Source organism: Psychromonas sp. MME2, assembly GCF_040566515.1.
GTDB lineage: Bacteria > Pseudomonadota > Gammaproteobacteria > Enterobacterales > Psychromonadaceae > Psychromonas.
Genome location: NZ_JBEWXI010000002.1, coordinates 899,682 through 924,005, shown reverse-complemented (window position 1 = coordinate 924,005; position 24,324 = coordinate 899,682). Strand labels below are relative to the sequence as shown.

Genomic DNA, 24,324 nt, shown 5'->3' with positions numbered 1-24,324 from the left:
CGTCCTATTGAGAATACCTATGACAACTTCTAAAAATATAGCTGAAAAAAGCATAAACGAACAAAACAGTGCTTTCACGGATCTAAGTTTAAAAAGATTAGCTGACAATATTAAAGCGTGGGGGAAAGCATTAGGATTACAAAAAGTTGGTATTACCAATATTGACCTAACCGAGCAAGAGCAGCACCTGCAACAGTGGTTGGATAATCAATACCACGGCGAGATGGATTATATGCAAAAACATGGGATGAAACGTGCGCGCCCCGCTGAACTTCACCCTGGCACACTGCGTGTTATTTCCGTACGCATGGATTATCTCCCTGAACACGCTCAATTCGCGCAAACCCTAAAAAATAAAAATAACGCCTACATTAGCCGTTATGCATTGGGCCGAGATTACCACAAGGTGGTACGTAAAAAACTCAAACAACTTGGTCAACAGATAGAGCAACAGGTCGGGCAACTCGGCTATCGCCCCTTTGTTGATAGCGCCCCCATATTAGAAAGACCACTGGCCGAAAAAGCGGGCCTTGGTTGGGTTGGAAAACATTCGCTATTAATTGATGCAAAAGCGGGTTCTTGGTTCTTTATCGGCGAGTTACTTATTGATCTGCCCTTGCCAATAGATAAAACGCAGGAAAATAAATGCGGACAATGTGTTGCTTGCCTTAAAATTTGTCCCACGCAAGCGATTGTTGCCCCCTACATCATTGATGGACGCCGTTGTATTTCCTATCTAACCATTGAATTACAGGGGGCAATTCCTATTGAATTTAGAAAAGCTATCGGTAATCGTATTTATGGCTGCGATGATTGTCAATTAATCTGCCCATGGAATCGCTTTGCGCAAACTACTCAAGAAGCAGACTACCAAGCGAGAGAACAACTACAAAAACAATCCTTATTGAATCTATTTAGTTGGCGTGAAAATGAATTTTTAACCAATACCGAAGGGTCCCCAATCCGTCGTATCGGTTATCAACGTTGGTTACGTAATATAGCTGTAGCATTAGGCAATGCCCCCGCTAGCAATGAGATAATTGCAGCATTAAAAAATAGACTTGCCGAAAACCATTCCGCGCTACTTAATGAACACATTGAATGGGCTTTAAAGGAACAACAAAAAAATATTGCAACGGACAATGATAGACTGAACTTACGCTTAATCAAAGCCATCGAAAAAGGTCTTCCACGCGATGCTTAATCGCTCCCGTTAACTTGACATAGTCGCTATTGTCGCAAAGACTTAAGAGGTATCTAACATGAGGAGTTTTTATGATTGCAGTACTTTTTCGCTGGGACATTAAAGCTGGCAGCGAACAGCTTTTCAAAGAAGGATGGTCAGAGATTGTTCACCTTAATATTGAAAAACACGGTGCGCTCGGTTCTCGGCTGTTTAAGAGCAAAGATGGCGAATGGATATCCTATAGTAAATGGATAAGCGAAGATCACTTTTACAATGCCCGTAAGTCACTCGATAACACGGAACAAGCGCGCATAAAAATGGCTCAAGCAATTATTCGCGCTTATGATCCCATTGTTATGATCCCCGTTATTGACCACCTAATGGCCACGGAGACCACACACATAAATCAGCTCAGTTAAAAAATAGAAAGACGACTACGCCATTTTCGATTACTCTTTACAGACTATTCTCTACAGAGGTCAAGGCCATGAGCGAACCATTAAGCGAGCAACAAATTAACACTATTCAGCACTACAATGCCAAACAACGCCATAACTATCTCATTAAAGAGGTTGTTAAAAATAGAGCAATCTGGCTTTTGGTAGATGAACATGGTTGTGTCATGCTCAATAGTGATGAAGAGGATTGCGTGCCTGTTTGGCCTAATAAAGAGTTTGCTGAAGCATGGGCAACTGATGAATGGCAGCATTGTACTGCGGAATCTATTTCACTCGCAAAGTGGCATAGCCGCTGGACTAACGGCTTAGCAGATGATGAACTTGCGATTGTTGTCTTCCCAGATCAAAACAGTGAGGGCACTGTTTTTTTCCCCGATGAATTTGATTATGAGCTACAGAAAGAGGAGAGGAAAAAAAGCAATAAACGTTAACCAGTTGCCACTAAAAGAGAGCTCCCATGTCTGCATTTCCGATTACACTTGAAGCTATTGCCGTGATTGACGCCATCCATAAACGGGGCAGTTATGCCGCTGCAGCAGAGCTACTCGATAAAGTCCCTTCTGCCCTCTCCTATATAGTACAAAAATTAGAAGATCAGCTGCAGGTAACCATTTTCCAAAAACAAGGACGCCGGGCAGTATTAACGCCTGCAGGCAAAAATTTACTGCACGAAGGGCGTTTAATTCTACAAGCAGTGGAGCGCCTACGCATCACCACACAAACAATTAGTAATGGCTGGGAACCAAAATAAATATTGCCATTGATTCAATATTATCCTGTGAGCAAATTTTCTCTATCTGCAACAATTTTTTATCACAACACCCCAGTGTCGAAATGGATATCAGTGAAGAGGTCATGAATGGCGCATGGGAAGCCCTAGTTGATGACCGTATCGACATGATCATCGGCGCATCCGGGCCCATTCCCAAACAAAAAGGCATTCAAACCGTGCATCTTTGCGACTTCAAGCCCACTTTTGTTGTTAGCCAACACCATCCGCTTGCTAAGCTTTCACAACCAATCAGCAATGAAACCCTTGCTAAATACCGCGCGGTTGTAGTGCATGATAGCGCGCGGCAATGGATAGCGAATACCCATGCGGTACTCAATAATAATCACTATTTTTATGTACCCAATATCGAATATAAAATCAAAGCACAACTGGCTGGAATTGGTTACGGATTTTTACCAAGATCACGTATTAATCACTATCTAAATAGCGGTGAATTAGTCGAATTGCAAATCGAGCATATCACTAATCCCATCCCTCTTTACTTAGCATGGAAGGTTGTTAATCGTGGTAAAGCATTAACCACAATACGCGATATGTTAATCGCGAATAAAGTACAAATAACCTGTTAACCTACTCTATTTCGAGAATTCTATGTTATCTATTTTTGATATATACAAAATAGGCATTGGCCCTTCAAGCTCGCATACCAATGGCCCAATGATTGCCGGCTACCAGTTTGCCCTTGCCATTAAGGGGCAACTAGCTAAAGTCCACAAAATAAAAATTGACTTATATGGCTCACTATCACTAACGGGAAAAGGACATCATACTGATCAAGCTATCATATTAGGACTGCTAGGCACTCAACCTGATACCATTAAAGTTAAATCTGCAAAACAACTATTAGCAAATAGCCTCGCGACCCACACTTTAACTATTTTAGGTCGGCAAAAAATTCATTTTGATATGCAACAGGATATGCATTTTCATTGCGAAACGTTACCGTACCATGAAAATGGCATGTCTATCAGTGCCTTTGATAAACATAACGAGCAACTTTTTAGCGAAACCTACTACTCCGTGGGGGGTGGTTTTATCAAAATCGCATCACAACTCGACAAACAGCCAGATTCCAACAATAAAATTGTTTTTCCATACCCCTTTCACTCAGCAGAACAACTACTTAAACAAGCTGAACAAGCTGGCTTAAGTATTGGCACCTTAGTACAAAAAAATGAATTACAATTACGAAGTGAAAAAGAGCTGGCAACAAGAACGGATCAAATTTGGAAGGTCATCTCTTTGTGTTTACAACGTGGTTTACAAACTGAAGGTGTATTAGCGGGAGGGCTAAATGTCACCCGTAGAGCACCAGCATTATTAAAAACCCTCGAGGCAAACCAATCCATTGATAGCGATCCCATGACAATATTGGATTGGATCAACTTATACGCCTTTGCTGTTAGCGAAGAAAATGCCGCAGGAGGGCAGGTAGTAACATCGCCAACCAATGGAGCGGCTGGCGTTATCCCCGCTGTTTTAATGTATTACCATCGTTTTATCCATGAATTAGATAATAAGCAGCTGAGAGATTTTTTAGCGGTTTCCGCAGGCATCGGCATGCTCTACAAAGAAAACGCCTCTATTTCGGGTGCCGAAGTAGGCTGTCAAGGTGAGATAGGTGTTTCCTCATCGATGGCTGCAGCAGGCTTAACTGCAATACGCGGTGGCAGTAATGAGCAAATTTGTATTGCCGCCGAAATAGCGATGGAACACTCCTTAGGGATGACCTGTGACCCGGTTGGAGGTTTGGTACAAGTTCCCTGCATTGAACGCAATGCAATGGGAGCGATAAAAGCGATCAATGCCTCTCGCATGGCGTTGAAAAGAAACAGTAAATCGATCATCTCTTTAGATAAAGTCATTGCCACCATGCTGCAAACGGGCAAAGACATGAATCAAAAATATCGTGAAACATCCCTCGGTGGTCTTGCCCTTATTCACCTTGCTGCCCCCTGTGAATAAACAAAACAGAGGGCAATAACATTAATTATTTATAGCCAGTAATTGCACATCAAAAATCAACAATGAGCCAGCGGGTATTTTACCAATACCACGCTCGCCATAGGCCAGATTGCTGGGGATATAAAAGCGGTATTTATCTCCCTCAACCATCAATTGCACGCCTTCAGTCCAGCCTGGAATTACTTGATTCAGACCAAAAGAGATTGGCTCTCCGCGATCAACCGAGCTGTCAAACACTGTGCCATCAATGAGCATACCATGATAATGGACTTTTACATTACTGCCTGCTTTAGGGTGAACTTCTCCATTACCTTGCTGTAACACTTTGTACTGCAAACCAGAGTCAAGGCTAATCACCCCCTCTTTTTGACCGTTTTCAGCGAGAAAATCAGCACCAATTTGAATATTTTGTGCCGCATTTTTATTCGTTCCGATGCCTTTAAATATAAAAAATAGAACAACTAATATAAGTGCGATAATAATAATTTTTAACACGATAGATACCTTAAAAGTAGTTATGAATAACAACACTTTACTAAATTTATACGCTCAGTGACATGTTAAAGAGGTAAATATAATCCGCTTTAGATAAAAAAGAGGGTTACTATCGGCTAGTTTTGCACGATAATAAACAGATTAATAAATCAAACAAGGTTTCTATTTATGCCCCACAAATCTGACTGCTTAATCATCGCTATTGCAGGCGCTTCTGCATCAGGAAAAAGCTTAATTGCCAACACCATTTTTAAAGAATTAAAAGCAGATTTAGGGGCAGAAAAAATCGCCATCATATCCGAAGATAGCTACTATAAAGATCAAAGCGATATACCGATGGATGAACGTATCAAAACCAACTACAATCATCCTAACTCGCTAGACCATCAACTACTTATCTCCCATTTAAAAAGTTTAATCAATGGTAAAGCCGTCGATATCCCACAGTATTGCTACAACACGCATAACCGTCTTCCAGAGACCACACATATAGCCCCTAAGAAAATTATTATTTTAGAGGGAATTCTACTGCTTAGCTCGCCAAAATTGCGCGACCAATTACATGCTAGTATTTTTATGGATACGCCGCTGGATATCTGTTTATTACGTCGTTTGAAAAGAGATGTAGCCGAACGTGGACGTACCATGGAATCAGTATTGAAACAGTATCAAGAGACCGTTCGCCGATGTATATCCAGTTTATTGAACCATCCAAACAACACGCCGATTTAATCGTGCCGCGTGGTGGTAAAAACCGTATTGCAATAGATATGTTAAAAGCAAAAATCCGTCAATTGCTCAATTAGAGTAGAAGATTTCGCTCAATAGGATTAAACAGACTGCAAGAGTCAATAAGGGCTTTTGCCGTTAATTTAGGCACACCATAGGCCTCTGTGGCCACACCATAACGCTGTTTTACTTTATCCAACAAGATAGCAAAATCACCATCCCCAGAGAGTAAAATAATCGTATCCACTTGGCGAGATATTTCCATTATGTCAATGGTAATACCGACATCCCAATCACCTTTGGCACTGCCATCACAGCGTTCTATATAGGGTTTTAGTTTCACTTCGAAACCAATATGTTGCAGGACTGTTTGGAATTTCTGTTGCTGTTTATCGCCCCTGTCAATCGCGTAGGCAAAGGCCTGCACGATCTCCCCCTGTGCAGCTATTCTTTGCCATAATTTACGGTAATTGAACTGTTTACCATAGGCTTGACGAGTGGTGTAATAAATATTCTGAACATCGACAAAGATCGCTATTTTTTTCATATTTAGCGTTAACCGCCAACAAAGTTATTTCTCACGGAGCGCTGTTTTTTATTGCTACCGCTCATTGGACCTGAACGCTGCCCATCGCGATGTCCTTCACGTGGTTTTTTCGGCTTTTTCGGTTTCGCTTCACGCGTATCTAATACCGATATTGGCAGAGGCTCTCCCGGCTCAAAACCAGCAAGTGTCTTGCGTGGAATAACAGTTTTAATCAACTTTTCAATATCTTTTAGCAGTTTAAACTCTTCATTACAGACTAATGACAACGCTTGGCCATCTTTACCTGCTCGACCTGTACGACCAATACGATGCACATAATCTTCGCTCACATGTGGTAAATCAAAATTAACCACCTGCGGTAACTGGTCGATATCAATACCACGAGCAGCAATATCCGTCGCCACTAGGACAGTAATCACTCCCTCCTTAAATTCAGCCAAGGCTCTAGTACGCGCCCCTTGGCTTTTATTACCGTGAATTGCCGCACTACTAATACCGCGCCCCTGCAGACTTTTCACTAAACGGTTAGCACCATGCTTTGTTTTCACAAACACTAATACCTGTTTCCAATCGTTCTCTTTTATTAAGGTACTCAACACCACCGTTTTTTTGCTTTTATCGACTTCATAAATAAACTGAGTGATACTCTCAGCGGTCGTATTACGCGGGCTAACCGATATCTCCACGGGATTATTCACCAACCCTTTGGCTAATTGCCTGATATCATCGGAAAAGGTCGCGGAGAAGAGTAAGTTCTGACGTTTTTTTGGTAATAGAGTCAATATACGTTTGATATCGTGAATAAAGCCCATATCCAGCATGCGATCCGCTTCATCTAAAATCAGCACTTCTAATTGTTTGAAGTTCACTGCATTTTGATTATAAAGATCCAATAAACGGCCAGGCGTTGCCACTAATATATCCACACCTTGACGTAAGTTTTGCATTTGTGGATTGATTTTCACCCCACCAAAAACCACCACACTACGCAATGGCATATTTTTACCATAGGTTTGTACGCTAGCATGCACCTGTGCCGCTAACTCGCGGGTGGGTGTTAACACCAAGGCGCGAACTTGATTTGATTTAGGACGATTACCTTTTTCTAGTAACGCGAGCAGGGGCAGAGTAAATCCTGCCGTTTTTCCCGTTCCCGTCTGGGCCGCAGCCATCACATCTTTACCCGCCAATACTGCAGGAATCGCCTGCCGTTGAATCGGCGAAGGTTCGGTATAGCCCTGTTCGGCAACGGCCTTAACGAGCGAGTCGGGTAAACCTAAGGAATCAAAGCTCATAACGGGGTCTCTTATATAATGGGTGAAAAAGGATAAAATAGGCGCGTAGCTTACAGCAACAAAGAGATTTGCGCTATATCACATTTTTAAGAATCAACTACATCGGGTAATGGCACTAGTATTACATCAACTATAGCGCCATTTAATTTCAATAATATTAGAAAAGAAAAACCTTTTATCTAACATCCCTTTTTCCAACACCATTCCGTAGCGGCAACCTCATTGGGTGAAGCGCCTAAATTAGCAAGCACCCCTGCAGCTGTATTGTTCGCATCCCAACCACGTGCGCCCGTTGATTTCAAAATAAACACCCCATCCCCCGCTTGAGCGCCAACAGGCTCTGCACCGATTAAATAGCTCGATACGCCCGCTGAAACAATTTTCAAATTATAGTACGTCGTTGAACCATCAATGGGAGACTTGCTTGAAAATATCGCGGGAGCCCCTGTATTGCCTCCGCCAGTAGCAGCACCTGCGTAACTGCCATTGGTTGTATAATGTCGCTCCATCGCTTGCGCTAATCCCTGTAGTGCCCCCTGAACATCGGCGCGACGCGAGCTTTTCATACTATCCTGATAGGATGGATAAACCACCATCGACAAAATACCAATAATAGCGACCACAATGAGCAACTCAATGAGGGTGAATCCTTTCTCTTTATTCATGATAACTTCCTAGTTCTTATTTTTATGGTCTAATCAGCTCTTCCCAGGATAAGCGCCCCTGTTTATCAGTCCCTTCAATATTGATTTCTTCTTTATTTAGCTTGCCATCAACATCATTACTATAAACATTATCACCTAGAATAGAGACATCCCCGACAATCATCGAACCTTCGGATTTTGTGCCACCATAACTGACATTATCCTTTGCATCTATCACACCATCACCATTACTGTCGTAACTAGAAGTGGTATCACCTGAATCCATTTCTCCATCGCTATTAGTGTCAAAAACAACATATAAAGGTGCTTTACCTGTATTGATATTGACAGCCATTAGCCAGCTTTCACTATTAGAAACACAGGGATCTGAATTGACAACATTTGGAATAGCGGTACTGAATAGCAGCACACCATTACGAATCAGCGAATCAGAAATAATTCGCTCGCCTATTGCTGAGCCATTAGTATTAGATAGCGTGGTGCGATTAACCAAATCAAAATACCACCCCTCTTTATCAGTCCAGTCAATACTTGCACCACTGATAACTCGTCTATTGCCGCTAGTTATTAATTTTCTTTCAGCTAAATCTGTACGTGTTTTTGACCCAGACTGGTTATCCCATATGCCATAATAACTCATTTCACTAAGCGACGATTTGTCTGTTTGCTCTATATATTTCCCCGTACCAAAAAAGACCAATAGATTCGGCTCATTGCTATTACCTGTCGGTGTATTAACATTTTTAGCAATAATAGGTGCAGTGGTAATAGGCTGAGCATTGCCCAATCTATCTTTCGCGGTAAAAAGAGGCGCTGGAGTGCTCTTACTGCCATAAGCAACCTCCCATTTTGTAGCATTCTTATCACCAACATCAAACGCCCACATGTTACCTTGTAAATCACCGGCATAAATGCGATCCACGACACTATCGCCATCAATATCGACGGCACGAGGTGTAGATAGTCCATTTGGTGTTCCAGTACTACCGACCTTGGTATCTATCACCTTGTAATCGGTATCAACGGTCCAAGTCCCATCGGTGCCTTGATCAATGTATAATATGAACAATTTAGCCTTGCCATCGCCGCTATTATTATAGCCATTGCCAACAATCACTGCCCATTTGCCATTGGCCATCATCGCAACCGTTGGTTTGCTATAGCTGTAACCAAAGTCAGCATTATCAGCACTACTAAATTCCCATAAGGCAAGCTTTTGAGCATTAGCAGCCAATGAAGTGAAATTAGCTGGATTTGTTATATCAAGTGCAAATAAGCCCTTACCACCACTACGTAGGCCACCAATGAGTATCGTACGCCACGCATCATTGACGAAAACATCGCTAACGGTCGGCGATAAATCAACATAAAATTGGTGTGCATAGTCAGACTCTGCCAAATAGTGAAGCCCTTTCCCCTCTTCCGTTGATGCGATTATTCCGGGTATATAAGCAAATTTTTCTTGGCCAACGTTCGCATCGGTTTTATCGGCAATAAATCCATGTAACATGCCATCATTGGCCCCAGCATAAAGCATCGATTTTCTATCACTATAATTACTTTTAAATGTCGCATAACTCGCCGTAGAGCTTCCAAATTTAACCTCAGCAGCAGCATCATAACTCGGCCAATTTAACTAGGCTTACCAACATAAATCACCGTTGAATTAACAATATCACCAAGTGCGCTAGCACGGGTTCGATAATCTGTCGCAGCGACACCTTCATTACTACGATCCCCTTTAATGTAATTAATGAGACTATCAACTCCAGCACTACCTTTAGGCCCAGCCTGAAGATCCGCTGATTGCGTTGGACTTAGAGAACCTTTCTCGAATACAATCCCTTTTTTCGTTGCCCCATTATAACTAAAGACATTTCTAGCGGTGTAATCCATCGCATCGAGTTTAATTGCCGCATCCCAACTAGCCGTTTTAGCAACATCACCGGTATCGGACAATTCAAATGCCTGCAAGCTGCCTGACCATTTGGCGCTATTAAAGCTGGCTGCATACACAGAACTCTCCGCACTGAGTCTACTCGTATTAAAGGCGAGCCCTGATCCAGCAGCTACTTTAGCAAAAATGTTATTGGTTGCGGTTGCAAATGCACTTTCTAGCTCCTCACCACTCGATGCAGTTAGAAGGTGTCCAGTATCTGCATCAGCCCCTACACCGAAATCCGCCATATTATTTATTAAGGATGAATTCATTACTTGCGGTTCAGAAAAGCCAACCATATAGGTCGTAATGTTATTTTTATACACGGCATCACTATTTGTTAGGTCGGGTAAGATCCATATCAAACATGCCCTTAACAACATCATCAGCAAATTCGCTGGTTCCATCATCACTGGCATAATTTTGCAAGTAAGTACTGATGTTATTATCTCGCCCGTTTGAAGGGAGACCATCGGTCATGGCGACAACAAAACTATCTTGACACCAATTTTCCACCACCTCTTCAGGGGCGGAAATGCCATTTTTATAAACTGGACCATTGATAAATATCTCCGATGCAGCTCTACTTTGCGATGCACCATCGGGGTGAAGTATTAAGTTATTTTCATCCCCATTTTTTAACGTGAAGTATTTCCCCATATCCATTAACGACTCCCCCAAGGGAGTAAAGCCAACAGCAACAATAGCTTCAATTTCGCTGATAACATTTGCACGTTGTGTCGCGGTAGCGCCAGTATCAGCTACCTTACCAATATCTGCAATATTAACCAACACCTTAGCTCCAGCGCCTTGTTGGGTTCCATCACTATCATTGGAGTTATCATAAATTGCTAAACCAACACGTATATTTTCCAACCCAGTGATTAAATCAACGGCTGCATCCTGCGCCATTTCAATACGGCTACGCGTTCCCGCCTTACGATAGGTATCAAAACTCCCCTCAGAAAAATACCAGTTTAAATAATGGCCACTATATTGTGCAGCGCCATAGCTACTCGTTGTTTTTAAACCATCATTATTTTCAATATCGGTATACAGGCGCACAGTATAAGTTTTACTATCCCTGAAACAGCGCTGACCACTTCCCTTTCCAAAATAATACTTAGGATTACCAGAATTATTATTTTTATTTAAATAAACTACACCATCGGATTGTATACGCATCGAATACTGATTATCTGTCAACTCCTTATCAGATGGGCAACTATAATAAGTCGCAGACTCATCATAAGGGGCTTCCGGTACAATACTGTACATTGAGCTTGAGCTATCTAGCAATAGCATCATATTCGGCTTAACGGATTTAGTGGTGATTAACGGCGCTGTTGGCAAGGTGAGCTCTGCTGCACTAACAACCGGCGCAATTGAGTAAGCTGCAATCGTAAAAATAACCAAATCAGCAACCAATTGCCGAGTAAATAACTTGTTCATTATCATATTCCTTTAATTATTTTTCGCACTAAAAACGTTTGCCGTAATAACTCACTATGACACGTTCTGTATTGCCATCTTTACCGGCTGCACGCGCGACAATTTTAAATCCATGAATATCGCCACCGCCAGTTGTTTCACCATAGCCCGTCATATTCAAACCAGATAAGTCCTCTTCGAGAGCCAACTCACCTAAATATTCAACAAAATAACGGGATACCATACCAGATACTGAGGTTACTCCCGCACTGGTTAAATTCCCCCCCCAAATCGCATCGTCAAAAAGATCCGCGGGTCCATTCCCTTCGCTATATTTCCCCCCGCACCTGTGTCGCTAAATCCGCTAACACCAGTCAGGTTTTCAATCATACTCTCTGCATCTTTGACACCGGATTCAGCTACTTCTAGTGAAACATGGGCTTCACGCATCGCTGATGTCATTTTCTCTTGCATAAGTGTGGACTGAGTACCAGAAAGCACTAACAGCGTTAAAGTAATGACAATAATCAAGCTGATGACAAGAACGGCTCCAGACTGTTTTTTTAATATCATGTTATGTACCTATGGCAATGTTCTATTGCGTATGTTAGCTGTGACTTGGTAAGTTTTTTCTAGCGCTGTACCCGATGCACTCTCACCACTTTCAGCCGTTAGGGCGACACGGACAGAGCGAACGTTATCCATATTCGTCACGGAAGCTGCGTCGGCAAAGGTGTCGGCAGAACCATTATCCGAGGTATCTTCACCATACATTATCTGCAAATCATTAATTCCTCTCACCAACTCCTTGGCAACCCCATTATCGCTGCGATAAAGTGAATGAGTACCAGAAGCGTTCACTCCAATAAAATAGACTTTGGCGAATGGGCTTAGAATTTGCGCGCTACCATCGTAGGTATGTGAAAGATCTTTTGTGGCATTATCTATTGCGCCACTAACCACAATATTACCTGTTGCATGGGCAATATTGCTATTTGCTCCGTCATTTGCCTTGGTCTCTTGGCTATTGCTAAACAGATCTGCTTCCCGACAATCACTGATCAAAATAACCTGCCCCTTAGGGATAGTCGTAGTGGTATCAACATGAATGACAGCAGCTACTGTTGGCATAAAGGGGGGGGTAACTTTGACACCAGATAAACTACCTGCACCGCGAAGGGTAAGGGTATCGGTTGCATCTTTAACACTGATCCCACCGATGGTTGCTGAAGTGACATTATTACTTCCTGCAAGACCAGCCCCCGCTGTCGGTAGAATTGATTGGTTATAATTAGCATCCGTGGTATCCAAATGGTTGGTTATTTGACTCACATCACCTGCACAGCCCCAGTAATCGGCACCGCGAATATCACGAATCATTAATTCGGTGGCCATGCGCCCACTCTCTTGCACCCTCGCGAAGCCATTTTGCAGATGTACGCCTTGCAGACTGCTAGTGAAAATTTGCAGTACAGCTAACATCACCAATAAGCCAAGGGGAATAGCGATCATCATCTCGATTAATGAGAAGCCACGTTGTAATGACAAAGAGCCACTTTTTTTACTTAATACCTGCATAGTTCCCTCTATTAGGTAGCTATATAATCAGCCCCTTAATCCTCTTTGTTAGTTGCTTTAACGTTTTGGTCGTTTTAAATTTGTATATCTAATGTGAAACTTGCATCACCAACGCTACCACCTGCGCTGCTGCGTTGCTGCTCTTTCCAAGCTACGGTTATTTTGTAAATATTGCCAGTTTTAGTGACAGTCCCTTTACCTCCTGGTAAACCTCCCGCATTAACATTGGCTTGGATTTGTTGGTTCCATTGAAATCCATCAAGCTGTGCTATGTGTGTCGATGTACAGGGAGAGCAGTTGGGGTCGGTGATAGTCGATAAAATATTGTTATAGGCACCGTTGGATACGGCGTCTCGGTTAGATCGCATACGCTCCGCCATATCATAGGCATAGGTCGTTGCGATGGATTGAAACTGAGCATTGTTGACGTTTTTAAGGCTGAACATCTGTACAGATACAAGCCCTAATAAACCTGCAGCAAGAATAAAGATCGCTACTAATATTTCGATTAATGAGCTACCTTTCTGGCAGCGTTTAAGTAAGTTGTTATTATGCACAGGTCACCTTCTCAGCAATCACGGCACCGGAGATTAGAATAAGAAATATTTCATTCCCTGCTCTCCAGTGCGATTATCACAAATGGTTAATTGACCATCGTTATCAACTTCACCACTAGCACGAAAAGTGAAAGCAGTACGCCCACTAGTTACCGTACTTTCGCTATCAAAGGCGGGCCATAAACGCAGCTCTTCTCCAGCATCTCGAGTAACGTCTCCATCACTATCCGCCCAGACAACTACACCACTGGCCCAGCTGCCATCAAGCTGCCCTAAATGCACAGTAGTACCACGTTTAATTGCCTCCATCCGCGCATAGTTAAAGGCTCCGATCATACCATTGGTATTAGAGACCATATTGCCGTTACTAATGAATTCTTTAAAATTGGGGGCACCGATGGCTAATAATATTGCCAATATAGACAATGTCACTACCATTTCGGTAATAGTAAAACCTGACTTTTTCATAAAATGCTCTTAAATTTATTCAATCCCGAAATAACCTAAGTTAGATTTCAATTCTTTAAATATGAGTGTAAACAAGGTTTAGACTTGTTATACAAAAAGATACTATTTAATTGTACGAACGGCTTAATTAAGCGAAATTGCACACAAAACAACCGCGATAGCATACTTTACCGTATTTTTTTTTAACAGCAAGATTTTACTTTTCCCAGTTATATTCATAAGCATTTTTTTACACCAAATGTGATCCTCACTTGAAATATACAATAGCTACGGATTTTCCCCGCTGTACAGGCAAATCCGTAATGAAAAAACAATTGTTCGATAATTCAACAGTGACGTGACATATCTCACATGTTATATTCCACCTCAAATTTTCAGTCAGCAATTTAATAAAGGTATCGCGAGTGCTACAAACTAACAACATCACCATGCAGTTTGGTGCAAAACCCCTATTTGAAAATATTTCAGTGAAATTTGGCAATGGTAACCGTTATGGTCTGATCGGCGCTAATGGCTGCGGCAAATCCACTTTTATGAAAATTTTAACGGGGGATCTTAGAACCGAGTGCGGGTAATGTTGCCAAAGATCCTAATGAGCGTATCGCTAAATTGAATCAAGATCAGTTCGCATTCGAAGAGTTCACGGTACTTGATACGGTATTAATGGGCCACAAAGAGATGTGGCAAGTAATGGCGGAACGTAACCGTATCTATAGCCTGCCTGAGATGAGTGAAGAAGATGGCATGAAGGTTGCCGATTTAGAAACTGAATTTGCAGAAATGGATGGCTACACAGCAGACTCGCGCGCAGGGGAGTTACTACTGAGCGTTGGTATTCCATTAGAACAACATTACGGCTTAATGTCTGAAGTTGCCCCCGGCTGGAAACTCCGTGTGCTATTGGCACAGGTACTATTTTCTAACCCTGAGATTATGTTACTTGATGAACCAACCAATAACTTGGATATCGATACCATTCGTTGGTTAGAAAATGAATTAAAAGCACGTCAATGTACCATGGTAATTATTTCCCATGACCGTCATTTCTTAAATTCTGTTTGTACTCACATGGCCGATATCGATTACGGTGAATTACGTTTATACCCAGGTAACTACGATGAGTATATGACCGCAGCAACACAGGTTCGTGAACGTTTATTGGCTGATAATGCCAAGAAAAAAGCGCAGCTTTCAGAGTTACAAAGCTTCGTAAGCCGTTTCTCTGCCAATGCATCAAAGGCTAAACAAGCAACCTCGCGTGCTAAACAGATGGATAAAATCGTGCTTGATGAAGTAAAACCATCAAGTCGAGTTAATCCTTATATTGTATTCAAACAAGAGAAAAAATTATTCCGTAATGCACTAGAAGTGACGGGTGCAAGTAAATCGTTTGACAAACCGCTATTTAAAGATCTTAACCTAATGGTTGAAGTCGGTGAACGCATTGCTATTATTGGACAAAATGGTGTTGGTAAAACAACACTCTTGCGTACTTTAATGGGCGAAGTCGCTCTTGATTCCGGTGAATTTAAATGGTCTGAAAATGCAAACCTTGGTTACTATGCACAGGATCATGCCTACGCCTTTGAAAAAGAGCAAACGCTCATGGAGTGGATGGGACAATGGATGAAACCTGGTGATGACGAGCAATTCGTACGTGGTACATTAGGCCGCCTATTATTTGGTTCAAATGATATCGGCAAATCCGTTAAAATCATCTCGGGTGGTGAACAGGGTCGTATGTTATTTGGTAAATTAATGATGGATTAGCCAAATATTCTATTAATGGATGAACCCACTAACCACTTAGATATGGAATCCATTGAATCATTAAACTTAGCACTGGAAAACTACGAAGGTACTCTACTCTTTGTCAGCCATGACCGTGAATTTGTATCTTCACTAGCAACTCGTATTATTGAAATCAAAGAGAATGAAGTCGTTGATTTCCATGGACCATACAGTGAATACCTAAAAAGCCAAGGTATTACTGAAGGTTAATCATTGCAATCAAAGAGAGCAGCGGTAGCGATACGCTGCTCTCGATTGCTACTTCGCTTTACTCAGATGGATATATTGCAGGTCGTTATCCCACAACTGCAAGTATTGACGTTTTTTATCACGACTCGCAATGCACTTTGCAAACATAATAAATCCCGCCCCCTCTATATCTGCGCCACATTCAATATTGAAACGACTGAATAACTTTTGCTGATACTTCGCAATGGGAATACCAGTATTCACCTCTTCTGCAGGATTAAACCAGAGTAACTCTTTATCGGCATGGGAAAGTGTTCCCCAGTACATTCGCGGTGCTCCATTTTCGGTCGGCTTGGCATCAGCCACATTAACAAATAGATTTTTCGCACGCCATTTATGAGTCGCACTGGTGTAGATCCAAAGGTCTGAGCTAGCAAGTGAACTACCACGCAATAGAGTCGTGAGTAATGCCGCTAAACCTTGTTTGGCAAGGAGAGGCTGTGCTTTGATATCAGCATCGTCAGGTTTTACAGCCCCCCCCCCCCTCGTTAATGCACTCTGTTTCTTAATGGTAGCAATCGTATCTTGGCTATCGCTATCACTTGCTTTGATGCTTTTTTTGGCCGTCATCACTTTACTAAAATCAATCAGCAATGCATCCGATTGATGCACTATCTCTTCGACCTCAGTCACTGTACGTTCTTCTTCAGTTTTAGTGCTAGAGGGATTAAATTCCGAACAATCTTGGTGATGATAACGAGAGCCAAAGCAGGCTTGTTTACCATCCTTTGATGCCCGACGGAAATAAGCGCGTTGTTGACAGACAGGACAAAGCAAGTGATAGCGTAATTTATCTACCTCTGACTCAGGTAGCCGTTTAAACTCAAAAATAGAGTAAATTTTAATATTGTCTGGATCAAAATTACAGATAGCATCAAGCATCTACCATTCCTTAAAAAAGAACCCGACTAAACGGGCTCTTTGATTAACAGCACTATGAAACCCACTTACTGGGTAAAATGAATTTTTTCATTTTCAACATCGACCACAATCTCTTTACCGGGTAGTAATCGACCAGATAACATCTCTTGCGCTAACGAGTTTTCAAGCAATTGTTGAATGGCCCGTTTTAAAGGCCTTGCGCCATAGACAGGATCGTATCCCGCTTGCACCAGTAACTGAATCGCCTGTTCACTAAAGGTCATGAGATAATCGCGCGCTTTAAGGCGTTTTTGTAATGCTTCAAGTTGGATCTTAGCAATTGATTGAATATGCTCTCTACCCAGTGGATGGAAGACCACTGTTTCATCAATACGATTTAAAAATTCAGGCTTAAAGTGTCCGCTTAACACATCAAATAATTGCGACTTAATCTCTTCGTAGCTTAATTTATCAAAGGAGTCATGAATAATATCGGAGCCAATATTCGATGTCATAATGATAACGGCATTTTTAAAATCAACCGTGCGCCCTTGACCATCGGTTAAACGCCCATCATCTAACACCTGTAGTAAAATATTAAAGACATCGGGGTGCGCTTTTTCAATTTCATCCAATAAAATCACCGAGTAGGGTTTACGACGTACCGCTTCGGTGAGATAGCCACCCTCTTCATAGCCGACATAGCCCGGAGGTGCGCCCACTAAACGCGAGACAGAATGTTTTTCCATAAACTCAGACATATCAATACGCACCATATTATCTTCGCTATCGAATAAAAAGTTAGCCAACCCTTTACAGGATTCTGTTTTACCAACCCCTGTTGGACCTAAAAATAGGAAGGAGCCAATCGGTTTACCGGGATCACTAAGCCCTGCTCGACTGCGACGAATGGCATTCGCAATGGCATCAATCGCTTCATTTTGCCCTATCACACGAGTATGAAGGTGCTCTTCCATTTTCAGCAGTTTATCTTTTTCACCTTCTAGCATTTTTGCAACGGGAATCCCCGTCCAATGCGCCAATATTTCTGCTATCTCATTTTCTGTCACACAATGTTTTAGCAGTGACATATCTTGCATTTCAGCTTGAGTAGCTAAATCTAACTGTTTCTCTAGTTCTGGAATTTTACCGTATTGTAATTCAGACATGCGCGTTAAATCGGCTGCGCGACTAGCCACATCAAAATCTAAACGCGCTTGCTCTAGTGCTTGCTTAATATTTTGTGTGCCAGATAACGCCGCCTTTTCTGTTTTCCACACTTCATCTAACAGTTGATAAGCTTTATTTCTTTCATCCAGCGTTTCTTCTAGATCCGCAAGTCGTTTAACACTCGCTTCATCGTGCTCATTTTGTAACGCTTTTTGTTCCAACTTAAGTTGAATAATTTTACGCTCTAGTTTATCTAACTCTTCCGGTTTGGAATCCATTTGCAGACGTATACTCGAGGCTGCTTCATCAATAAGATCAATCGCTTTATCGGGCAGTTGTCGATCCGCTATATAACGGTGAGATAAGGATGCAGCGGCAACGATAGCGGGATCGGTTATCTCCACTTTATGATGTAATTCATAGCGTTCTTTTAGACCACGTAAAATAGCAATCGTATCTTCAACGGTCGGTTCATCGACTTGCACTTTTTGAAAACGACGCTCAAGAGCGGCATCTTTTTCAATATATTGACGATATTCATCGAGCGTGGTTGCGCCAACACAATGCAGTTCACCTCGCGCAAGTGCGGGTTTTAACATATTCCCCGCATCCATCGCCCCATCAGTTTTTCCTGCGCCAACCATGGTGTGTAATTCATCGATGAATAAAATAACTTGCCCCTCTTCCTTCGCAAGTTCAGCTAACACCGCTTTTAAACGCTCTTCAAATTCTCCGCGGTATTTAGCTCCTGCAATTAAGGAGCCCATATCAAGGGATAATACTCGCTTGTTTTTTAATCCTTCCGGCACTTCACCATCAATGATTCGCTGCGCAAGACCTTCTACAATCGCCGTTTTCCCGACTCCCGGTTCACCAATAATGACCGGGTTATTTTTGGTGCGACGTTGCAATACTTGAATCATACGGCGCACTTCATCATCACGCCCAATGACAGGATCTAATTTTCCTTGCTCAGCGCGCTCGGTAAGATCGACAGTATATTTGGCTAACACCTGCTCTTGACCATCAACGTTTTGATCATCGACTTTTTGTCCATCACGGATTTTATCAATGGACTTACGTACTTTTTCTTTATTTAACCCCAGTTGCTTTAATATTTCCCCTAATGCGCCTTTATCTTCACAGGCAGCAAGCAAGAATAGCTCACAGGAGATAAACTTATCTTTTGATTTTTGCGCATATTTATCGCACAGATTAAACAGCATCCCTAACGAGGAAGAGAATTGCACATCTCCGCCGATACCAGAGACTTTGGCTATTTTATCAAGTGCAGCAGAGAGCTGCGAACGCAGCACATTTAGATTAACTTCCAAATCAGCTAAAATAGGCCTAATTGAACCACCATCTTGGTTTAACATCGCCAACATCAGATGCGTTGGCTCTATATATTGATGGTCACGCCCTAAAGCTAAAGATTGCGCATCAGAGATTGCTAATTGAAATTTACTGGTTAATTTATCTAAACGCATAACGCCACCTTAAAAATACCTATATCTATCTATAAGTATAAGATGGTGCCATTTTAAAAAGATTGAGGATCATGCGCTAAAACTATAATACAAAGGAGATATATTTTTGAGTTAGTGGTTATTTATCACAACAGATCAATAATTTAATCGATCCAAATTAAACTAGCCATACGGCCCGTTTTTGCATCTCGACGGTAGGAATAGAAGCGTTCTGGTTCACTAAAGGTGCAGTGTTCACTGGCGGTTATTTCTGCCACGTTGAATGGCGCTAAACGTAAACGAGCTAGTTGATGTAGATCGGCCAAATAACGATCTTGATGTGCAGTAAACGCTGATTCTGCGAGTCTATTTTCAGCAATAAATTGACTGCGCACCTCACTGCCTACAACAAACGCTTGTGAACTAATACAAGGGCCTAACCAAACCAATAGTTGTGAGCTAGGAATAGCAAGATCAGTACAAATTGCATGCAGTGATTTTTCAATAATACCGTCACAAAGCCCACGCCAACCAGCATGAATTGCACAGACAAAACAGCCCTTTGTATCCGTCACTAAAATCGGTAAACAGTCAGCGGTCATCACCACACAAGCACGCCGTTGCAGCGAAGTCCAAACGGCATCTGCTTCGTTGCATTGTGGATTATCTTCAAGCTTTAACAATCGCGTACTATGCGTTTGCGTTAACCAGTATAAAGGTGAAGACAGCTTTAATACATTATTCAATATCTGACGATTTTCCAGGACATTCGCTGGCATATCATCAACATGCATACCTAAATTTAAACCTTGGTAAACACCCGTACTCACACCACCCAAACGTGTTGTTGAATAGGCATGAATCGAGCTAGGTGCAGACCAATTAGGTTTAAGCAAATTGAGCATGATTATTTTGCATAAAAAAGTGTATCGGCACGTAAAACACGCGCTAACTCAGCCATATCATCTGGCACTGGCGCATGCCATTCCATTGTTTCACCTATCACAGGGTGCACTAAACGAAGCATCGTTGCATGCAATGCCTGACGTTTAAATTTGCGCAGTACATTAACCAGCTCTTCCGAAGCTCCTTTAGGGGGACGAGGTCGTCCACCATAAACAGGATCGCCAGCCAAAACATGCCCAATATGAGCCATATGGACACGTATTTGATGCGTTCGCCCTGTTTCTAAACGTAGGCGCAAACGGGTGTGAGCTCGATACTTTTCAGCAACACGATAATGCGTCACGGCTTGCTTGCCTCCGGTTGGAGTCACCGCCATTTTGACTCGATTAACTTTATCACGACCAATAGGCGCATCTACTCGACCACCCGCCGTGAAGCAGCCCATCGCAATTGCCTCATACTCACGCGTAATTTCACGCGCTTGCAAACTCGCCACTAAGTGGGTTTGCGCAGGAATCGTTTTAGCCACCACCATTAAGCCGTATCTTTATCTAAACGATGCACAATACCCGCTCTAGGTACTTCTACAATCGCAGGATAATGGTGTAATAATGCATTTAACACCGTACCATCGGCATTCCCCGCTCCTGGATGGACAACGTAACTTTGCCGTTTATTAATCACGAGAATATGGTCATCTTCATACACAATATCTAATTTAATATTTTCTGCTTTATATACCACTTCATCTTCTAAAACAGCATCGACATCAAGCAGTTGCCCGGTATACACTTTTTCTCGAGGGCGAGTCATGACTTCACCGTCAATTTTGACCATCTCCGACAAAATCCACTCTTTAATACGTGTTCGTGAATAGTCAGGAAATAATGAAGCGAGTGCCTGATCTAAACGGAAGCCTAATTGTTCATCAGTAACTTCTGCACTGAGCTTTAACTGTTGACTCATATAATTTTTCTCTTTCTCTGTCCGATTACGGATAAATAAACTAAATTTTTTGCTTTAAGCTACAATATTGTCACATTTTCTCTTAATTAACTTTTCTTTTTTTAACCGATAGAAGATACTGTGCTTTTTATCTGCATTGGCATTATAACACTTATGAATAAAATCCTCAGACTAATAATTACTTCTCTTTTTATTGTTTTATTGACGACGGGCTGCTCTTCTAAAAAAAGTGAAAAACCCAAAGTTGCAGATAAAGCACCGGAACTGCTTTATGCCGATGCCAAAGCACTACTAAGCACAGGAAGTTTTGAAAAAGCCAGTGAAATCTTAGAAGCGATTGACAGCCGTTATCCATTCGGCCCGCAATCGGATCAAGTACAGTTAGACCTTATTTATGCTTACTACAAACGCACAGCAACGCCATTAGCTTTAGCTCATATAGATCGTTTCATGCGCCTGAATCCAACCCATAAAAATCTTGACTATCTTTATTACATGCGCGGTTTAACCTACATGGAAAGTGATGCGCAATTTTTCCAAGACCTATTCGGAGTCAATCGCTTTAACCGCGACCCAACCAACTCCTATAAAGCCTTTAAAGATTTTAACTATTTAATACAATACTATCCGACCAGTGTATATGCAGTCGATGCTTTGCAACGACTAATCTATATAAAAAATAGATTAGCACGTTACGAAATATCCATAGCACAGTGGTATATAAAACGAGAAGCATTTATCGCTGCAATTAATCGAAGCAAAATAGTATTAAATAACTATTCAGATACGGACTCTGTTGAAAATGCGTTAGAAATAATGATTGAAGGCTATAAAGCGCTAAAACTTGAAGAGCCAAAACAAAACGCATTGGCCGTATTAAAACTTAATTTTCCCAATAATTATTTGCTTTATTCAAGCAATTAATCACCCAACAAATAAAAAGGAGAGCTCGCTGTAACACGCAACTCTCCTTTTTTTAATTCTGCTATTCGTCTACTAAACGGCCTCGCCATCCTCTTCACCAGTACGAATACGAATAACTCGTTCCACCGGTGTGACAAATATTTTACCGTCACCGATTTTACCTGTTTGCGCCGTTGCCATGATCGCTTCAATACAACGATCAACATCTTCTTTCTTAACAACCAACTCAATTTTTACTTTAGGTAAAAAATCGACCATATATTCAGCACCACGGTATAACTCGGTATGCCCTTTTTGACGCCCAAAACCTTTCACTTCGGAAACCGTCATCCCTGTGATATCGATATCAGCAAGCGCTTCTCGAACATCATCCATTTTAAATGGTTTAATAATCGCTTCTATTTTTTTCATCTTGATCCTTTATATGATTTTAAACGAAGAATAATAACTGTCTACTGTAATACAATTGAGAAAAATATACAGGTAGAATTTATAAAATAATATTACACTTATACCCATGTTACCAGTGGGAGATAAAAATGCAGGCTAAACGAGGTTTTACACTTTTAGAATTAATCATTGTATTAATCATTAGCATGCTACTGATCACTATTGGGATCCCTGGATTTAACACTTTAATACAAAATAATCGTTTAAGTAGCACCGCCAGCAATATACAAAACCAACTATCTTTTGCAAGAAGTCAGTCGATAAGCCTAATTAACTTCGTGACGATCTGCCCGTTAGTCAATAATAATTGCACCAATAATTGGATAAATGGCCTTGATATATTTATTGATCATAATAAAAACAAAATTTACGACAGCGGTGATCAATTACTCAAATCTGGGCACAAATTTAATAGCGCAGATAAATTACTTTTTTCACAAAACCAAGGTATCACATTTGCACCCGATGGCCACCTAAACGGGAGTTCTGCGCTATTTCGCTATTGTAGTGGTGATAAAGCCATCGGTATAAAGGTCGCTTACAGTGGGCGCGCAAAAATCGTAGAAGTAAGTGATTGTGAATAAAAGAGTCACATTACTTATTTAAGCTTAACTCGCGATAAGCAAATAGATACTGCATAGCTAATTATCCCGACCTAAGGTTATTTAATAAAATAGCCAATGCGGATAGTTAAAAAGGTGTTTTGGCTTCAAGTTCTCTAGCCTTTTTATTTGCAAAGACTTGCTTTGCAGGTACACATTCATAGATATCCTTAATTTGCCAAGATGTTATGCCATCTGCGGCAAATACAACACGTGAAGATAAACTTTTTTCAAATTCTTGCCGTTTATTTTTATCACTGACAAAATGGTGCACAACCACGCTGTCATTGCTTAAATTAAGATAACACTTATAACGGACACGCAATTCGCTTTGTGTGCCATCTTTTGCAGCAACAATCGGGCTAATAAACAGTGTTAACAATAATATAGTTGATTTAATATTCATCCCTATCCCCTTTATTTCCAACAGGCATCGCCACCTGTGGATGCACTCTTAGCTAAGCTTTGCGTAATAGTAAGCGTTGCACATTCACTATCAGCGGCCTGGGTACCAATCGCAGTTGCAGTTAATGTAAAATCAACCGTCGCTTTCGCTGAACTTGTGACGATACGATAGTAACCATTATCAGTAATAAAAGGATTAGCTGACAAACCAAGATCAGTAGCGAGGTTGGTCGCATATTGATGATGGTCAAGATAATACATCTCTTGACGATTAGCGATATCAACGAGTGCTGATTGTGCCTCACTCCGTTTCGATTTCAACACATGCTGCATATAACTTGGATAGGCGACACCTGCTAGAATCGCAATAATGGCGATGCTAATCAATAATTCAATTAATGTAAATCCGCTCTTTTTCATTCATC

Annotated in this window: 27 protein-coding genes and 3 pseudogenes; 11 read left to right on the top strand and 19 right to left on the bottom strand. The window is 41.5% G+C overall.

The features are described 5' to 3' along the window. Positions 1-19: 19 nt before the first annotated feature. The 6 genes from queG (at position 20) to AB1A03_RS04595 (ending at position 4,402) form a co-directional block, all read left to right on the top strand. Entirely contained in the window at positions 20-1,204 is a 1,185-nt protein-coding gene (gene queG, locus AB1A03_RS04620; protein ID WP_354623384.1) for a tRNA epoxyqueuosine(34) reductase QueG, read from the top strand. A 71-nt stretch (positions 1,205-1,275) separates the two neighbouring features. After that, positions 1,276-1,605, top strand: coding sequence for an antibiotic biosynthesis monooxygenase family protein (locus tag AB1A03_RS04615; protein WP_354623383.1), 330 nt, complete (start codon positions 1,276-1,278; stop codon positions 1,603-1,605). Positions 1,606-1,673: 68 nt separating this feature from the next. Continuing rightward, positions 1,674-2,075, top strand: a complete 402-nt coding sequence (locus AB1A03_RS04610; RefSeq protein WP_354623382.1) for a DUF2750 domain-containing protein — start codon at positions 1,674-1,676, stop codon at positions 2,073-2,075. 26 nt (positions 2,076-2,101) lie between these two features. Further along, positions 2,102-2,395: a LysR family transcriptional regulator gene (locus AB1A03_RS04605; RefSeq protein ID WP_354623381.1), complete on the top strand. Its 294-nt coding sequence runs from the start codon at positions 2,102-2,104 to the stop codon at positions 2,393-2,395. Then, positions 2,380-3,006, top strand: coding sequence for a LysR substrate-binding domain-containing protein (locus AB1A03_RS04600; protein WP_354623481.1), 627 nt, complete (start codon positions 2,380-2,382; stop codon positions 3,004-3,006). Before AB1A03_RS04605 ends, AB1A03_RS04600 begins: the two co-directional genes overlap by 16 nt. 22 nt (positions 3,007-3,028) lie before the next feature. Next, positions 3,029-4,402 carry an L-serine ammonia-lyase gene (locus AB1A03_RS04595; RefSeq protein WP_354623380.1) on the top strand — a complete coding sequence of 458 codons (1,374 nt, stop codon included), beginning with the start codon at positions 3,029-3,031 and terminating at the stop codon, positions 4,400-4,402. A gap of 21 nt (positions 4,403-4,423) precedes the next feature. Here AB1A03_RS04595 and bamJ read toward each other — a convergent pair whose 3' ends face one another. Then, the gene (gene bamJ / locus AB1A03_RS04590) at positions 4,424-4,870 is read right to left on the bottom strand and encodes a BamJ family beta-barrel-assembly machinery protein (RefSeq protein WP_502945923.1); all 447 of its coding nucleotides are present in this window, start codon (positions 4,868-4,870) and stop codon (positions 4,424-4,426) included. A 195-nt stretch (positions 4,871-5,065) separates the two neighbouring features. On the opposite strand from bamJ, the gene udk reads away from it, so the two are divergent. Continuing rightward, complete coding sequence (udk, locus tag AB1A03_RS04585; RefSeq protein ID WP_502945922.1) at positions 5,066-5,629, top strand: uridine kinase; 564 nt, start codon at positions 5,066-5,068, stop codon at positions 5,627-5,629. Then, the gene (locus AB1A03_RS17325) at positions 5,584-5,703 is read left to right on the top strand and encodes a hypothetical protein (protein ID WP_502945915.1); all 120 of its coding nucleotides are present in this window, start codon (positions 5,584-5,586) and stop codon (positions 5,701-5,703) included. Before udk ends, AB1A03_RS17325 begins: the two co-directional genes overlap by 46 nt. Here the strand turns inward: AB1A03_RS17325 and AB1A03_RS04580 are convergent. The 11 genes and pseudogenes from AB1A03_RS04580 to AB1A03_RS04530 all read right to left on the bottom strand — a co-directional run bounded on the left by AB1A03_RS04580 (position 5,700) and on the right by AB1A03_RS04530 (position 14,106). Further along, positions 5,700-6,173, bottom strand: a complete 474-nt coding sequence (locus AB1A03_RS04580; protein WP_354623378.1) for a LabA-like NYN domain-containing protein — start codon at positions 6,171-6,173, stop codon at positions 5,700-5,702. The two genes, AB1A03_RS17325 and AB1A03_RS04580, sit on opposite strands and share 4 nt — an antisense overlap. A gap of 8 nt (positions 6,174-6,181) precedes the next feature. Continuing rightward, positions 6,182-7,468, bottom strand: a complete 1,287-nt coding sequence (locus tag AB1A03_RS04575) for a DEAD/DEAH box helicase (RefSeq protein ID WP_354623377.1) — start codon at positions 7,466-7,468, stop codon at positions 6,182-6,184. Positions 7,469-7,647: 179 nt separating this feature from the next. Further along, positions 7,648-8,133, bottom strand: a complete 486-nt coding sequence (locus tag AB1A03_RS04570; protein ID WP_354623376.1) for a type IV pilin protein — start codon at positions 8,131-8,133, stop codon at positions 7,648-7,650. A gap of 22 nt (positions 8,134-8,155) precedes the next feature. Further along, positions 8,156-9,706 (bottom strand): annotated as a pseudogene (locus AB1A03_RS04565) (pilus assembly protein); the annotation flags it as partial. Positions 9,707-9,765: 59 nt separating this feature from the next. Then, a complete protein-coding gene (locus tag AB1A03_RS04560) occupies positions 9,766-10,437 on the bottom strand; it encodes a pilus assembly protein (RefSeq protein ID WP_354623375.1) in 672 nt (223 codons plus the stop codon). Further along, complete coding sequence (locus AB1A03_RS04555; protein WP_354623374.1) at positions 10,406-11,524, bottom strand: vWA domain-containing protein; 1,119 nt, start codon at positions 11,522-11,524, stop codon at positions 10,406-10,408. Before AB1A03_RS04555 ends, AB1A03_RS04560 begins: the two co-directional genes overlap by 32 nt. A 28-nt stretch (positions 11,525-11,552) precedes the next feature. After that, complete coding sequence (locus AB1A03_RS04550) at positions 11,553-11,747, bottom strand: hypothetical protein (protein WP_354623373.1); 195 nt, start codon at positions 11,745-11,747, stop codon at positions 11,553-11,555. Between the two features lie 29 nt (positions 11,748-11,776). After that, positions 11,777-12,076: a pilus assembly PilX family protein gene (locus tag AB1A03_RS04545; protein WP_354623372.1), complete on the bottom strand. Its 300-nt coding sequence runs from the start codon at positions 12,074-12,076 to the stop codon at positions 11,777-11,779. Between the two features lie 9 nt (positions 12,077-12,085). Further along, entirely contained in the window at positions 12,086-13,081 is a 996-nt protein-coding gene (locus tag AB1A03_RS04540) for a PilW family protein (protein ID WP_354623371.1), read from the bottom strand. A 74-nt stretch (positions 13,082-13,155) separates the two neighbouring features. After that, a complete protein-coding gene (pilV, locus tag AB1A03_RS04535; protein ID WP_354623370.1) occupies positions 13,156-13,638 on the bottom strand; it encodes a type IV pilus modification protein PilV in 483 nt (160 codons plus the stop codon). A 33-nt stretch (positions 13,639-13,671) separates the two neighbouring features. Next, positions 13,672-14,106 carry a GspH/FimT family pseudopilin gene (locus AB1A03_RS04530; RefSeq protein ID WP_354623369.1) on the bottom strand — a complete coding sequence of 145 codons (435 nt, stop codon included), beginning with the start codon at positions 14,104-14,106 and terminating at the stop codon, positions 13,672-13,674. 404 nt (positions 14,107-14,510) lie between these two features. Between AB1A03_RS04530 and AB1A03_RS04525 the strand changes: the two are divergent. Then, positions 14,511-16,107: pseudogene (locus AB1A03_RS04525) on the top strand (ABC-F family ATPase). Between the two features lie 48 nt (positions 16,108-16,155). Here the strand turns inward: AB1A03_RS04525 and AB1A03_RS04520 are convergent. The 4 genes and pseudogenes from AB1A03_RS04520 to rluD form a co-directional block, all read right to left on the bottom strand. Continuing rightward, complete coding sequence (locus AB1A03_RS04520) at positions 16,156-17,028, bottom strand: hypothetical protein (RefSeq protein WP_354623367.1); 873 nt, start codon at positions 17,026-17,028, stop codon at positions 16,156-16,158. 65 nt (positions 17,029-17,093) lie between these two features. Further along, a complete protein-coding gene (gene clpB / locus AB1A03_RS04515; protein WP_354623366.1) occupies positions 17,094-19,667 on the bottom strand; it encodes an ATP-dependent chaperone ClpB in 2,574 nt (857 codons plus the stop codon). A 143-nt stretch (positions 19,668-19,810) separates the two neighbouring features. Then, on the bottom strand, positions 19,811-20,551 hold the full coding sequence (gene pgeF / locus AB1A03_RS04510; RefSeq protein WP_354623365.1) for a peptidoglycan editing factor PgeF: 741 nt from the start codon (positions 20,549-20,551) through the stop codon (positions 19,811-19,813). A 2-nt stretch (positions 20,552-20,553) separates the two neighbouring features. Beyond that, positions 20,554-21,518, bottom strand: a pseudogene (rluD, locus tag AB1A03_RS04505) (23S rRNA pseudouridine(1911/1915/1917) synthase RluD). Between the two features lie 153 nt (positions 21,519-21,671). On the opposite strand from rluD, the gene AB1A03_RS04500 reads away from it, so the two are divergent. Next, positions 21,672-22,442 (top strand): outer membrane protein assembly factor BamD, encoded by a 771-nt coding sequence (locus tag AB1A03_RS04500; RefSeq protein WP_354623364.1) that lies wholly within the window; start codon positions 21,672-21,674, stop codon positions 22,440-22,442. A 72-nt stretch (positions 22,443-22,514) separates the two neighbouring features. Here AB1A03_RS04500 and AB1A03_RS04495 read toward each other — a convergent pair whose 3' ends face one another. Further along, positions 22,515-22,853 (bottom strand): P-II family nitrogen regulator, encoded by a 339-nt coding sequence (locus AB1A03_RS04495; protein ID WP_354623363.1) that lies wholly within the window; start codon positions 22,851-22,853, stop codon positions 22,515-22,517. 128 nt (positions 22,854-22,981) lie between these two features. Here AB1A03_RS04495 and AB1A03_RS04490 point away from each other — a divergent pair, with 128 nt between their 5' ends. Further along, positions 22,982-23,476, top strand: coding sequence for a GspH/FimT family pseudopilin (locus AB1A03_RS04490; protein WP_354623362.1), 495 nt, complete (start codon positions 22,982-22,984; stop codon positions 23,474-23,476). Positions 23,477-23,582: 106 nt separating this feature from the next. On the opposite strand, the gene AB1A03_RS04485 is transcribed toward AB1A03_RS04490, so the two are convergent. Together AB1A03_RS04485 and AB1A03_RS04480 are read right to left on the bottom strand one after the other, a co-directional pair. Further along, on the bottom strand, positions 23,583-23,900 hold the full coding sequence (locus AB1A03_RS04485; RefSeq protein WP_354623361.1) for a TapY2 family type IVa secretion system protein: 318 nt from the start codon (positions 23,898-23,900) through the stop codon (positions 23,583-23,585). Between the two features lie 11 nt (positions 23,901-23,911). Then, positions 23,912-24,319 (bottom strand): type IV pilin protein, encoded by a 408-nt coding sequence (locus tag AB1A03_RS04480; protein ID WP_354623359.1) that lies wholly within the window; start codon positions 24,317-24,319, stop codon positions 23,912-23,914. Between the last annotated feature and the right edge of the window lie 5 nt (positions 24,320-24,324).